Consider the following 12983-nt stretch of genomic DNA (forward strand, 5'->3'; position numbering starts at 1 on the left):
TAGAGTCGAAGCTTTTTGCCTCCACTCTCGCAATTACTATTCGCCTAGTTTGCCCATCTTATTTTCCATTGCCATCTTCCTCGCAATCCTTCCGTTTCACCATCGTCTTACTTCCAGAATACAACCCGCTCGCGGACAATCCCATAATCAGCCCGCTTAACACACCGGACTTCCAATCATTCGGGAACAAATAGAACATGCCTCCGCCAATACCTAGTGCCAGTGAGAAAATGGGCATCAATTTTTTTGGCAAACCATATAATTTCAGCAGCTCAATCAAGCCGATAATGACGGGAATTAATACGATATCCGTCGCTTCCATGTTCCGTCTCTCCTTTTTTTCTATCGTATGGACATTCTATGCAAAATGAGGCGGCACTTTGCATAGAGTAGTAGGAAATAATGAAAAAAAGGAGTAGCTTATGGTTGCTGGCTTGATAGTGATTCTAATGCTTGTATTGTTGTTGCCTTTTACCGTTACTCGTATAGAACGAAACTTGGAAATTTTTCTGTTTTTCATGGGCTGTGCTGCCGCATATATTAGCGGAGTGCTTCAACCCGAATTAATCATGCAGGCGCTTCGTGACCCGCTCCATATTACAATAGCAGTCGTCGCAGCCGGCATTGTATTCCGTTGGGTGCGTGTGCCGTTTGAAAAAGCCATTCTATACGGCAGCCGGCTTATCCCTTTTCGTCTGTATTTAGCTTGTATTATTATGATTTTAGGTCTCGTTTCCAGTATCATCACCGCAATTATCGCGGCACTCGTCCTCGTTGCGATTGCTTCGGTACTCCAAATGGACCGCCGCTCGGAAATTCGCTTCGTCATTTTGGCATGTTATGCGATCGGCATGGGGGCAGTGCTTACACCCATCGGAGAGCCGCTTTCAACGATTGCAACCAATAAACTGAATGAAGATTTCTATTATCTGATGAATTTGCTCGGAACGGATATCATAGCAGGGGTCTTTGTCTTCGGACTGTTGGCACTGTTCATCATCCGTCCTCGCTTAACCGTCCGCAAATCATCCGGACAAGCGGCGGAATCTTATTGGAGTATTTTGGTGAGAGGCATGAAAGTGTATGTTTTTGTCCTTGCTTTGACACTTCTCGGCGCCGGATTCGAACCGTTGATTCGTCTTTACTTACTCGATCTTCATCCACTGACGCTGTATTGGATCAATATGATTTCTGCCGTTCTCGATAATGCGACACTGGCTGCAGCGGAAATTAGTCCTTCTATGGACGAAGCGACGATTCAGGCGATTTTGCTTGGATTGCTCATTAGTGGAGGGATGCTGATACCGGGGAATATCCCGAATATCATCGCGGCAGGTAAATTGAATATACGCAGTGGTGAATGGGCGCGAGTCGGTGTGCCGCTAGGTTTTCTTGCGATGGTTGTGTATTTTGTGATTTTGCTGGCTAGGCAATGAAAAAAGACCGCTCAGTTGGCGGTCTTTTCTCTATTTGCATGCAATTAGACGAAGTCACTCCGAAGTGTTTGGTTGGGAAATGGATTACATGGAATTATTGAATTTGTTTCTAAGACAAGTACTCTATACAAATAATACATTTGAAGTTTTATTAGGGCAACCCTAATTCGTATTGGTAAAAATGTGAGTCTCGAACGTACCCGTTTCTTTCATATAGTCTTTGTGCAGAATAATTATCCGGTGCCGTACTTAAACTAATACTTTTTGCCCCTGTCTCAGCAGCAAACTCTTTAGCTTTGTCTAAGAGCATTTCTCCTACCCCTTGGTTTCTAGCTTCTGCATCCACATATAAGTCATTTAATATCCATACTCTTTTCATCGATATTGATGAAAATGTTGGATAGAGTTGAGTAAATCCAACATATCCTTGCTTATCTTTAACAACTAATATAACAGAATCCCTGCTTGCTAAACGTTTTTTTATGTAAGTCTTAGCCCCTTCTAAATCCGATGGTTGTTGATAAAACATGCGATACAAATTAAATAATTTTGAAACTCCTTCTAAATCTTCAATGATAGCATGATATATTTTCATTTAAATTCCTCTCCCCTTCCTATATAATATAATTTTTTCTTACTCACAATTATATATGGTATATTATTCTGAATACATAACCATTTTAAGGTTTATTTTAAAGATACCTAATTTAAAACTTTAATAGTATATATGTACTTAAAATTTTAAGGAGGAAAAAAACTTGGACGAGATTGATCATAGCATTCTTATACAACTTCAAAAAAACGCTCGAATATCAATGACAGAATTAGGAAAGAAAATTGGGCTTTCAACGCCTGCAACAAATGAAAGAGTAAAAAAACTTGAGGATAAAGAAGTTATAAAAGGGTATCGTGCTATCATTGACCCTGAAAAACTCAATAAAAACATAACAGCATTTATCTTATTCGATACAAAACAAGGGGGAAAATTCAAAGATTTTTGCAAAGAACAACCTATAGTAGTAGAGTGCCATCGTTTAGCCGGCCAGTTTAGTTACTTAGTAAAGGTTGTAACGGAATCAGTGAAAATACTTGAAGAATTTATTGATGCTACTTTATCTTTCGGAGAACCGACTACCTTAATAAAATTATCTTCAGTTGTAGACTATAAACCATTTACTAATGACATGGTTGTTTTAGATAGACAAAGGCATCCTGAATAGATCTATTCAGGATGCCTTTGTAATACTTAAGCTCTTTTAAGCAATGAGGAGACTATTTATATCTTTTCTTTGCATAAGACCATTGAGTTTGTTTAAACTTACGCGATTAATGAAATAATCACGACTATTGAAACCTTCCTGTTAGTTTCTCACACAGGTACATTATACGAGCCTATTTTCATTTATTCCTGTTCATCAGAATTTTTAAAATCTTATTCTATCCTTATTTGTTGGAATCCCATTATTTACTTTTTCCCATAGGCCATTTTTAAATATTTCGTATTGTTCAAAAGCAAAAGGCAATCCATTTGCGGTAGCTATGTCACTACTATCCATAAGTTGAAAATGCAAATGCGGAGCAAAGGAGTTACCCGAGTGACCAACTCTACCAATAACTTCACCTTTTTTTACACGCTGACCAACTGAAACCTGAATTGACCCTGTTTGAAGATGGACTAATCCAGCATATATATTGTCGGCACATTCTATAATGATGTAGTTGCCAGCCACTGATTGTATGTCGTCTTTTTTTAGGTCGAAATAATGAGCATTTTTATAAGCGTTAGACATATCTGAAAGCAATTTTGTTCTTGCTCGTTCTTTATAACCGTCCTTTGCTTGGACAATGATTCCTTCACAAGGAGCAAATACTTCTTGCCCCCAACAATAATAATCATCTAAGGGAACCCCGAAAAGTAAATATTGCGCCAAACTAGTGCGATAGGCGGGCCAACCCATTCTTTCCCAATCCACTTGAATAAAGTCATAAGCATATCTTGATCCTAATTGGTTTGTGCCGTGACTAGGAATTTTTGTCCCTGGCGTGTTAGGAGAGTACCATTCTCCTCTTAAAGGAAACTCTACAATTATCGGCTCGCGTGCTTCAATCATCTCATATCCCTCCTTCGTCGATTCTTTGGTTGAGGTACCTGTGCACGAAACTATTGAGTTTGTTTAAACAATTCGAAAATCTCAAGATTTTTCACATTAGGTACCTTGTATTATAGCAGCCACTGTCACCTCGTTTAATGACCCGCAAGGAGATGATCCGCAATGTTTGCTCCAATGAAGAATGCAGGCGCCGAGGTGTTACCGTCCGAAACGAACGGTGCAATGGAATCATCTGCAACTATCAAATCCTGTACGCCAAAAACGTGTCCCCTGGCATCTACAACCCCACTCTTTTCATTGGGTGCCATTCGAAGCGTACCTTGTACATGATGTGTGGGGGCAAGGTTGTTCTTTATATACATTTCAAGCTTGCTATTGTCGTTAATAGTATCAAGTGTGGGCGAAACAAGTTGATACTTTGGGTCAATCTTTAATAGCTCCGCCGCAATATTTCTAATATAGATTTTGTAAACTGTTTTAAGGGATTCCAGGTCGGCTGGGTTATTCAGAAACCCCTCGTCCGCAAGCACAATCTTTAATGGATCATAGTTTTGGATTTTAACAGAACCACGGCTTTTTGGTTCTAACAGGAAAAAGACAATGTTTAACATTCCATTGGAATCAATTTGGCCAATAATTTGTACCCCACGACGATTTGGATCAGATCCAGGCGTTGGGTCCGGTAAAAAGGCTCCACCTGTATAAAGTGCAAATGGATCATTGGCTGGCAGTGCTTTGTCGTTTGGATTCGTTGTAAAAGTAGCTGTATTGGCGGAGTGGGTGGTTAGGTTCATTCCGACATTGGGATTATGAAACACAATGGGGATTCCGGCTTTATCCAGGATGTCTGACGATCCAATTCCAGAAAGCATTAACAGCTGAGGACTATTGATTCCAGCGGATACAATGACCTTTCTGTGAACGTACGCACGGACACACTTCCCTGCTCTAAGGAACTCGACGCCAATTGCGCGTTTTTCATTATCAAAAATCACACGAAGAGCTGTTGAATTATAATATACTGTTAGCTTTCTCTCATTTACGCCTTGACCACTCACAGTCATAACATCGGGCGATAGAAAGGCGGTATCCGCACTCTCTCGTTGACCGTCAGGCATCTGATAAAGTTGCCATCTCGTAAAGGGACCAAGTGGCGTATTCGGGTCATTATAGTCAAGAATTCTTGAAAGACCAGTGGCCCGTTCCATAGCCGAAACCATCTTTTCTACCATTTCAGTTGGGTACGCCGGAGTCTGTCTGATATTCAATCGACCGCCGTATCCCCGAGCATATGGATTATAGGTTGCACCGTTGTAGTTCTCCAACTTTGCAAATTGATAGGTTTCCTGTTCAGGCGACCAAAGCGGTCCAAGGCTTTTCTCCCATTGTTTTATATTCACTTGCGAAGGTCGTACATATTGTTCATTATTAACTGAGGAACTGCCGCCTAGAGTCCGTCCACCCGTCCACTCAAAGGAACGGCTATTTACGTTTTTCTGTGGGACACCCTTTCCCTGCCAAAAATATTCAGGCAAATAGTTATCCGTTAGAATGAATGGCGGGGCAAAAAGCGAATTCCTTATTGGCTGCTCCCCACTGTTATGATCCCCCGCCTCCAAAACAAGCAAGGATGTTTTTTTATCATCTGTCAGCTTTTTCGAAATGACTGATCCAGCTGGTCCAGTACCAATTACGATATAATCAAACGTTAAATTCCCACTATGAACCTTACCCACCCCAGCACCCCCATATTAGCCTTTGCATGTTTATAAATTAGCATATGCATCCCTATATAAAGGTGCCCATTTCCAATGATAGACTTATCAATACCTTATATTACGCAACTTAAGATAATGAGTATTATTCCTCCCAGCTACAAGACTCGAAAGATTTAGGCGATTTTGTTTTGATTGCTCATTAGTGGCGGGATGTTGAATCCCCCGGCAAATTAAATATACACATCGTCGAGTGGGCCCGCGTCGGTTTAATACTTGGCTTGCTTGCGATGTTTTTGTATTTTGTGATTTTGCTGGCCAACCAATGAAAAAGACCCTGACTAGGCGGTAATCAAATAGTATTGCGTGCTAAATTGTATGAGTTCTTATCAATTGCTCATTAAAACACCCCATTTCTATTAATAAAACGCCCAATACAAAATATTCTTTTGTAAGAATTTGAGAGGCAAGTTAATTGCCTAACTCTCTTGTTGTATATGTGTAATCATATAATTTGTAAAATAGCTCTTTACTTTTTCTAGATTCAGCGCGCTGTATAGGACAATCCCTTGTGCATCATGATCGAACGTTAAAACGACTTTATCACTTGATTTGAAAATTCGGTTACGGCCAGTTCGGTTCTCCAGCTTATTTTGAGATACAATGAACGTGTCGTTTTGATATGCTAAGTAAAATAATTTTTCGAACACAATATTTAATTCATCGGTGTTCTTTACTGTTAAAAAGAAGCCGCATGATACATCCCTTTTGAAGAGAGGGTCAACACACGCTGCCCAGAGTCTATATATTCTACATCATACTCCGCCCAATCCTTCTGCATTTGACGTTGCTCTCCGTCGTGCGTTTCAATATAGATAGACAATGGATAAAAATAAAGATTTTCAATTGTTTCAAAAGCAAATTTCTCCATACAATCATAGTCCGTATTGATATAATACGATTTAGCCTGTTCTTGTAAATCTACATCACGTTCTCTATCTTTATCGGGAATATAAATTTCCAGTTGAAATGGCAGCTCTTTCACTGGCAACACACCACATGGCAAAGGCACTTGTTCATAAAACGATACATGTCTATTAAAATCGGCAATCACTTTGTCATGTTTATCATATATAACGCTCGTACATTCACTGATATTATTTGCTGTAATCCAACTCCTGGCAGCGTCATCTAAAAAGAATTTGTAGCATTTACCATGATGATCTGTTTTTACTCGTTGGTTTTTAAAAAGCTTCTTCATCTGCTTTAGTATCTTCTCTTCAGTTAACCCTTTGTACATCAATATATCCACAGTACAGGCTTTCATAATAAAATAATCAAAAAGCATTTTCCGCTGATTTTTCACTTCGTTATTTCGCACATCGAACTCAGGTGAATCGATATCCAATTCATTCGTTTGGTCTAAAATATACACAACTTCACCCCTAGTTCCGTTTTTAAAAACTTCACTTTCCAGATTATAGCCTATAGGATTTAATTTCTTTAACTTTTCCAGTCCTCGAACTATTACTAAATGTATATACATCACAGAAGTCAATTTCTGTACCATTTATTAATGAAATCACACCATTTATAGAAGCAAATTTCCCGTGAGTTATCACTTGGTAAATTTCAAGGCAGGAAACAAGGTTTTTTACTTCATCTTGCAAGGTAGTAACAAATGAACCTATACCTTCTATTTTTTTATGATCTTTTAATTGATACCATATAATTGATTCAACTGCATACTCCTTAATGATTTCATGTTGCAGCTCAACTATAGCTACTGTAAAGTCAATGATTATTTGTTTTCTTGGAGCATTATCACATCCTTTTGGAATGATAAGTTTCATTTTATTTGGGGAACTACTCACTCATTTTGACCTCCTAAAAAATCTAATTATATTTGTTATACTTTATTTTAAAAAGGCAGTTTGGTAAAGAAAATTTCCGCCTGAATCAAGTTCTTATTCTATTCGTTCCACTTTGAACGCAACGGCAGGATGTTAGTTCCATCAGTCTCCTCAACAGTTCCTTAAACCTTATAAAAAATAATATACTTTAACATTCGAAGCCCACTCTCTCCTTATGTAAAAAACGCAATTTTTAAAAGGACCTGGCTCTATCATCTTTCCGTCATATAGAAAAGAAGATAACACAAGGTCAATTTCATCAACCGTGTCATCTTCTTTGGTCATACCGCGACTTCTTTCACCAAGTCTCATCACCAAATGTGAAACTTGTTATAGCCCGGGGTTTCATACAGCACCCCAGGGCATATCGGTTCCTATTAATTCCGTATTATAATATATACCAAATAAACAATATAGGCGGCAGCAAGCACTGATCCTTCCCGCTTCCCAATCTTGAAATTGGTCCTTGAGAAAATCATTAACACAACAGTTAGGACGATCATGAACATCACATCAATAAACACCTTATCATTCACGGCTAATGGAGAGATTGCAGCCGAAGCACCAAGTACAAATAAAATGTTGAAAATATTACTCCCTACAATATTCCCCAGTGCTATTTCACTTTCTTTTTTCAGTGCCGCCGAAATAGATGTGACAAGTTCAGGAAGAGATGTTCCAATTGCAATAATTGTGAGTCCCACCAATGTTTCACTCATGCCAAGAGAGTAGGCGATTTTTGTACCATTATCTACTACTAAATCCCCTCCAAATATAATAGCAGCCAAGCCTAATATGGTAATTAATATATTTTTACCCCAGCTGATATTCTCAGGTACGGGTTCATTCGCAGCATTTTTTCGGCTTTTTAGTCCAATCTCGATAACGTAATACATGAAAATGGAAAGGAACAATAAGAAGATGAATCCATCACCACGTGTAATCATGTTGCTGCTGAACCCTTGCAATGCCATGTCACTCATAAGAATAAGCAATGCCACACTTGCGAGTAAGGTAAATGGAATTTCTTTTCTAATAGTCTCACTTTCAACCTTCAAAGGATATAGAAAAGCAGCCACTCCTACGACGAGAGTAATGTTAAAAATATTGCTTCCAACTACGTTTCCTACTGCAACCTCAGCACTTCCTTCCAGTGCTGCAATAATACTGACCGTCGCTTCCGGTGAACTTGTCCCAAAAGCTACAATTGTTAACCCGATTAAAATAGGCGGAACCTGAAGCAGTCTCGCGATATTGGAAGCCCCGTCAACAAAATAGCCAGCTCCTTTTATTAACAATGCAAATCCAATAATTAATATTATATATGCCATTGGTTTGTTTTCCTCCTATTCATTCACGTATTTTTACTATTCTTTTCTGTTTACCTTAAATACATACCCTATTATTACGGAATATAAAAACGGATAACGTAAAAACGATTCCAGAATATTGGTCAGCGAATAAATGCTGCTTCCTTTTTTGAAAGAGCATCCTCTAACCATTGAGGGTGCATTGTTAACAGATCTTCTGGTAAATTATCCTGGCCGAAAAATTTAATTTCAAGCGATTCGTCTGAATTACATTTCAATTCCCCACCTGTAATTTCAGCAAGAAAACAAGTCGTTATAAAATGAACTGTCTTGCCATTTGGATAATTGAAAACTTGTGAATTAGGATCGGAATAAACACCAATTAGCTTTTCAATTCTTACATCTAAATTCGTCTCTTCTTTTACTTCTCTTATAACTGCTTCAGACACGGTTTCACCAATTTCCACATGTCCTGAAGGGATACCCCACAGGCCCACATCCGCTCTTTTTTGCAATAGAACTTGATTCTCTTGGTTCAAAATAATTACAGCAACCCCGGCTTTTAATGCATCAATTTTTTTCAAATTAAAACTCCTTTCTTCTAGAAAATGGTCTGGTTGTGTGTGTTAATTTTTAATTTCCGAAAAAGGCATCTTTTTTGATATTTTGTTTTGAAATATTATTGTTTGATAGGGATATTGAAATTGTATCTACCATTGGCTTCGGTCCCGCAATATAGTATTTACTACCATTCTTATATACATTGGTAAACTTGTCTATTTCCTGATGTAATTCATCTCTTGAATCAAGGTAAGTTACACTTATTGAAGTGTTTTCAGCAATTCCATCAAGTTCATCTTTAAATATAAATGCTTTATTGCTATCTAAATAAAGCAGATGTAAATTATTCTGTCCAATCTCTTCAGTCTTCAATTGTGTTATTATCGATCGAAATTGTGTTATTCCGATCCCGCCTTCAATTAGAAGGGAAGGACTGTTATTTTGGAGATAACCCGCCCCCCCGCCTAATGGTCCACTCATTTTAAGTTTCATGCCTTGTTTTAACTCTAACATGGCTTTCTTAAAATCGCTTGGTTGATACTAATACGCATTGTGAGTCTAATCACATTCTCGGTTGGAGCAAATGCAATAGAAAATGGCCGTATCGGTTTTTTTGTCTTCCTATGTATAATCGTAAACAGACCATGTTGTCCTGCTTTCCAGGTTAAACCCTGTTCTTTTTCGAATAGAAAGGAATATACCCCTTCAGACTCTTTTTTGCTTTCTATTAATAACAATTCCCTCTTTTTGAATATTGATAAGGTATCTTGAATAAAGCTCATCATCCTGTTCTCCTTAAAACGAAAAACAGATCATTTTAGTGATCTGTTTAACATGATCTATTTTATCCATTCATTTAATTAAAGCAAAATACGATTATTGTTCCAACACTTTTTTAAGTTGCTCACCAAAGTTCGTCCAACTATATTTAGCTCCTTCAATAGCTCCTTTGGTTGCTTTTGTTTCCTCACTGAAACCTGTTTGTTCAAAATGCAAATGTGTAGCAGCGTCCGCACCTGTTTTCAATGTCCATGTAATCATAGTGGTTTCTCCAGCGCTTGCCCAAGTGTAAGACAATATATGAGGTTCCTCAACTTTGAGTACCTCCCCATTAACAATCCCATCCCACCATTCATTTGGCTCAGAACGGAATTGGAATTTTTCTCCGACAGCTGGTTTAAAGTCATTGTTCCATATCCATTTTGCCAACATATCTGAATCTGTTAATGCCTTCCACACTTGTTCAATAGAACTTGTAAATTGAAAATCTAATGTTACGTCTGCCATAGTTTATTCCTCCGATAGTAATTTTTTTAAATGCGACACTTTTTCCACCCAAAAGTTCTCATAAAAGGATACCCAGTCTTTAATTTCCTGCAAGGGGGCCGCATTTATTCGATACCTTGTTTCCCTTCCAACTTTACGAACGGTAACCAAACCCGCTTCTCTCAGGATAGCCAAATGTTTAGAAACTGCAGTACGCCCTATTTGGAATGGGGCAGTTAGTTCGTACAAAGGTAACTCCCCTGCATCTGCCAATATACGTAGCAATTTACGTCTCGTTGGGTCTGCGATGGCTTCATAAACATCACGACCTTCTTTTTTCTCGCTCAAAACCTCCCCCCCTCACAAATAGGACACCATTCAGTGTCTTTATAATAGGTCACTAAATGGTGTCTCGTCAATGTTTATTATTGGTATAACTGGCATAGATTTATTCTCTTGTTATTAAGTAAATTCTTGAACTGAACCAACCTTCTGAGTTGGACAGTAATTAAATCAATATTATTTCATTATTTCTCCTTAGGTGAGGTAAAGAACCTTTAAATTCTTATTCCCCTAATATGGGAATGACAACTTTTTTCAAGGTATTCTCCACCATTTCCTTTTAATCAATGATATTTTCTTCTACTTCCCTTAGCTATTTTATTCAACTAAATGGCCTGGTTGTTATACAATCTATTTTTAAAGTTGTCGTTCTATTTTGGTTGTATCTATACTTGGTAACTCAAATTATTTTCTCATTATCGACATGAAATATTTAATAATAAAACGCCCAATACAAAATATTTACGCACAAAATAACTGTAAAAATAATTGTCATAATCCAAACGATTTTCTTATATTTAGATAGTATTTTAACTTTTATTTTAACAATTATAAACCCACTATTGATAAGAGTGATCACTATATAAACAAAATTTAAAGTTAAAAATGGCTTAAGAAATGAATAACTTACCATAGATGAGGCCTTATAAACTATCCAAAGAATATTAGTAAACACAAGTAGATTTAAAATATGTTGAGTAAATAGTAATAAGTGCAGATGTTTTTTATTCCATATTCTTCTAAAAATCGTGACTATACTACAGAGTAAAGAAAACAGTATAGCGAATAATCCTAGAATAATTCCTCCCCACTCTAGGAAGTGTTTATAGTAAGGGACGTAAAGTAAATCTGAATACATATTAGATAACATTTTTTTAGTTTGCGGATGATGTGAATAAAGGTCCAGACTGTGTATACTGAATCCATCTTCTGTTCTGTAGATGCCTGGTTCTAGCTGTGAATACTTCAAGTCGTTTACCATTAAATCGTGTGACCCATTTTGCTTCGTCTTGCTTCTTAAAAATAACCCGTACACTCTACTAAATCCGTGTCGTGGTAACCGGGCCGGCTCATAAATACCTTTCCACTGAGATGAATTTTCTACTTTTTCTTCATTTTCTCCATGTTCATATTCTCCAAAAATGATTTCAGGAATCCCCGCTGTGAACGTACTTTCATCTTTAATGTTTGTCAACACTAAAACTCCGATACGTTCTTTTCTATCTACATAAAATGAGGAGCTAAAAGCCTTAGAATTCCCACCGTGACCATAAACATGCTGACTTTTCGAAGGTAAATAAAATAAACCGTTTGCAACCCTTGGGATATTGATTTCTGGGTAATATAATGTTGGCTCAAACATTATATTAATCGTTTTTTTATCTTTAAATAAGGGGGCTCCATCCTCGGCTAATAACGCTTGTAACAGCTTTTGCAGATCTGTAGCTGTTCCCATAGCACTACCTACTGGATACATAGGAATCGAGTAAAAATTAGGTTCGATTAATTGCAGCGTATTCGAATATCCCTGCACTTCTTTCCGCCGTTCTTTCACCCATTTGTTATCGTCTTGTTCAGGATCTATTGCGGTTTTCGTCATTTGAAGTGGTTCTAAAATATTCTTCCGTACGTATTCCCGATAGTCTAGACCACTCACTTCCTCAACAATATAGGCAGCGAGACCACTACTGTAATTTGAATAGGCAACGACTTCATCAGGAGGAAATATTTGTTTAATATCGGCCTCTTCAAGTACTTCTCGTAAGGAGCTCTTTTTTGTTGAACGATGAATCATTAAATCTGTATAACTATCATCAAATCCCGCTGTATGATGCATTAAGTACTGCATCGTGATCGGATCCTCAAATTTTGTTTTGGAGCGGAAATTATTTGGCAAGTAAGTCTCAATATCTGTTTCTAAATCAAGCATTCCTAACTCTACTAATTGCAAAACACTGATCCAAATTAGAATTTTAGAAACGGATGCCCATTCAAAAACCGTATTTTCATTAACTAGGTGTTGTTCTTCTATATTTGAATAACCTTTCATTTTGTAAATGATTTCACCTTGGTCAATTACAATCGTTGCTAATCCAGCAACATTTCCCTCGTGTTCTAGCATATAATTCTCTAATTTATTTTCTAAATCAATATGTTCATTCGCAGAAAACGTTGACTGAGGGTTATATCCAAATAGGATCCAAAGGAGTAGAAAACAAATGAAAGTATTAAAGAACTTATTATTGTGATTACTCACTTTGTTCCCCCCTTTTTCTATCAATTGAACTGGATGTATAACTTTCTGATACATTTTATTGCTCGCGAAAGC

At 37.5% G+C, this 12983-nt stretch carries 16 protein-coding genes and 1 pseudogene; 3 read left to right on the forward strand and 14 right to left on the reverse strand.

What is annotated here, in order from left to right; all coding sequences use genetic code 11:
- Nucleotides 1-58: 58 nt before the first annotated feature.
- The gene (locus tag B5D59_RS02040) at nucleotides 59-322 is read right to left on the reverse strand and encodes a hypothetical protein (RefSeq protein ID WP_009496602.1); all 264 of its coding nucleotides are present in this window, start codon (nucleotides 320-322) and stop codon (nucleotides 59-61) included.
- 100 nt (nucleotides 323-422) lie between these two features.
- Here B5D59_RS02040 and B5D59_RS02045 point away from each other — a divergent pair, with 100 nt between their 5' ends.
- Nucleotides 423-1436 (forward strand): DUF1646 family protein, encoded by a 1014-nt coding sequence (locus tag B5D59_RS02045; protein ID WP_078816658.1) that lies wholly within the window; start codon nucleotides 423-425, stop codon nucleotides 1434-1436.
- Between the two features lie 151 nt (nucleotides 1437-1587).
- Here the strand turns inward: B5D59_RS02045 and B5D59_RS02050 are convergent, their stop codons facing one another.
- On the reverse strand, nucleotides 1588-2031 hold the full coding sequence (locus B5D59_RS02050) for a GNAT family N-acetyltransferase (RefSeq protein ID WP_078816659.1): 444 nt from the start codon (nucleotides 2029-2031) through the stop codon (nucleotides 1588-1590).
- Between the two features lie 163 nt (nucleotides 2032-2194).
- Between B5D59_RS02050 and B5D59_RS02055 the strand changes: the two genes are divergently transcribed.
- Nucleotides 2195-2656, forward strand: a complete 462-nt coding sequence (locus tag B5D59_RS02055; protein ID WP_078816660.1) for an Lrp/AsnC family transcriptional regulator — start codon at nucleotides 2195-2197, stop codon at nucleotides 2654-2656.
- Nucleotides 2657-2860: 204 nt separating this feature from the next.
- On the opposite strand, the gene B5D59_RS02060 is transcribed toward B5D59_RS02055, so the two are convergent.
- Both B5D59_RS02060 and B5D59_RS02065 read right to left on the reverse strand, forming a co-directional pair.
- Complete coding sequence (locus B5D59_RS02060; protein ID WP_009496597.1) at nucleotides 2861-3547, reverse strand: M23 family metallopeptidase; 687 nt, start codon at nucleotides 3545-3547, stop codon at nucleotides 2861-2863.
- 134 nt (nucleotides 3548-3681) lie between these two features.
- A complete protein-coding gene (locus tag B5D59_RS02065; protein WP_078816661.1) occupies nucleotides 3682-5283 on the reverse strand; it encodes a GMC family oxidoreductase in 1602 nt (533 codons plus the stop codon).
- A gap of 212 nt (nucleotides 5284-5495) precedes the next feature.
- Here B5D59_RS02065 and B5D59_RS18405 point away from each other — a divergent pair.
- A pseudogene (locus tag B5D59_RS18405) lies at nucleotides 5496-5591 on the forward strand (hypothetical protein); the annotation flags it as partial.
- 150 nt (nucleotides 5592-5741) lie between these two features.
- Here the strand turns inward: B5D59_RS18405 and B5D59_RS02070 are convergent.
- From B5D59_RS02070 to B5D59_RS02110, 10 genes are all read right to left on the reverse strand, one after another.
- Nucleotides 5742-5972 carry a hypothetical protein gene (locus tag B5D59_RS02070; protein WP_078816662.1) on the reverse strand — a complete coding sequence of 77 codons (231 nt, stop codon included), beginning with the start codon at nucleotides 5970-5972 and terminating at the stop codon, nucleotides 5742-5744.
- A gap of 29 nt (nucleotides 5973-6001) precedes the next feature.
- Nucleotides 6002-6697: a hypothetical protein gene (locus B5D59_RS02075; RefSeq protein WP_078816663.1), complete on the reverse strand. Its 696-nt coding sequence runs from the start codon at nucleotides 6695-6697 to the stop codon at nucleotides 6002-6004.
- A gap of 43 nt (nucleotides 6698-6740) precedes the next feature.
- Nucleotides 6741-7136, reverse strand: coding sequence for a hypothetical protein (locus tag B5D59_RS02080; protein WP_078816664.1), 396 nt, complete (start codon nucleotides 7134-7136; stop codon nucleotides 6741-6743).
- 416 nt (nucleotides 7137-7552) lie between these two features.
- A complete protein-coding gene (locus B5D59_RS02085; protein WP_078816665.1) occupies nucleotides 7553-8506 on the reverse strand; it encodes a calcium/sodium antiporter in 954 nt (317 codons plus the stop codon).
- Between the two features lie 122 nt (nucleotides 8507-8628).
- A complete protein-coding gene (locus B5D59_RS02090; RefSeq protein WP_078816666.1) occupies nucleotides 8629-9069 on the reverse strand; it encodes an NUDIX domain-containing protein in 441 nt (146 codons plus the stop codon).
- A 49-nt stretch (nucleotides 9070-9118) separates the two neighbouring features.
- A complete protein-coding gene (locus B5D59_RS18645; RefSeq protein ID WP_342746506.1) occupies nucleotides 9119-9538 on the reverse strand; it encodes a ferredoxin reductase domain-containing protein in 420 nt (139 codons plus the stop codon).
- 14 nt (nucleotides 9539-9552) lie between these two features.
- On the reverse strand, nucleotides 9553-9828 hold the full coding sequence (locus B5D59_RS18650) for a hypothetical protein (RefSeq protein WP_342746507.1): 276 nt from the start codon (nucleotides 9826-9828) through the stop codon (nucleotides 9553-9555).
- 94 nt (nucleotides 9829-9922) lie between these two features.
- A complete protein-coding gene (locus B5D59_RS18360) occupies nucleotides 9923-10333 on the reverse strand; it encodes an SRPBCC family protein (RefSeq protein ID WP_078816667.1) in 411 nt (136 codons plus the stop codon).
- 3 nt (nucleotides 10334-10336) lie between these two features.
- Nucleotides 10337-10660: an ArsR/SmtB family transcription factor gene (locus B5D59_RS18365; RefSeq protein WP_078816668.1), complete on the reverse strand. Its 324-nt coding sequence runs from the start codon at nucleotides 10658-10660 to the stop codon at nucleotides 10337-10339.
- A gap of 427 nt (nucleotides 10661-11087) precedes the next feature.
- A complete protein-coding gene (locus B5D59_RS02110; protein ID WP_245799417.1) occupies nucleotides 11088-12911 on the reverse strand; it encodes a serine hydrolase domain-containing protein in 1824 nt (607 codons plus the stop codon).
- Nucleotides 12912-12983: the final 72 nt, after the last annotated feature.

This window comes from Sporosarcina newyorkensis, from assembly GCF_900167515.1.
GTDB classification, from domain to species: Bacteria; Bacillota; Bacilli; order Bacillales_A; family Planococcaceae; genus Sporosarcina; species Sporosarcina newyorkensis.

Excerpts from the sequence above, each read along its gene's own strand:
- B5D59_RS18360 (WP_078816667.1), bottom strand. The coding sequence starts at position 10,333 with ATGGCAGACGTAACATTAGATTTTCAATTTACAAGTTCTATTGAACAA.
- B5D59_RS02060 (WP_009496597.1), bottom strand. The coding sequence starts at position 3,547 with ATGATTGAAGCACGCGAGCCGATAATTGTAGAGTTTCCTTTAAGAGGA.
- B5D59_RS02050 (WP_078816659.1), bottom strand. The coding sequence starts at position 2,031 with ATGAAAATATATCATGCTATCATTGAAGATTTAGAAGGAGTTTCAAAA.
- B5D59_RS02085 (WP_078816665.1), bottom strand. The coding sequence starts at position 8,506 with ATGGCATATATAATATTAATTATTGGATTTGCATTGTTAATAAAAGGA.
- B5D59_RS02040 (WP_009496602.1), bottom strand. The coding sequence starts at position 322 with ATGGAAGCGACGGATATCGTATTAATTCCCGTCATTATCGGCTTGATT.
- B5D59_RS18650 (WP_342746507.1), bottom strand. The coding sequence starts at position 9,828 with ATGAGCTTTATTCAAGATACCTTATCAATATTCAAAAAGAGGGAATTG.
- B5D59_RS02045 (WP_078816658.1), top strand. The coding sequence starts at position 423 with ATGGTTGCTGGCTTGATAGTGATTCTAATGCTTGTATTGTTGTTGCCT.
- B5D59_RS18645 (WP_342746506.1), bottom strand. The coding sequence starts at position 9,538 with ATGAAACTTAAAATGAGTGGACCATTAGGCGGGGGGGCGGGTTATCTC.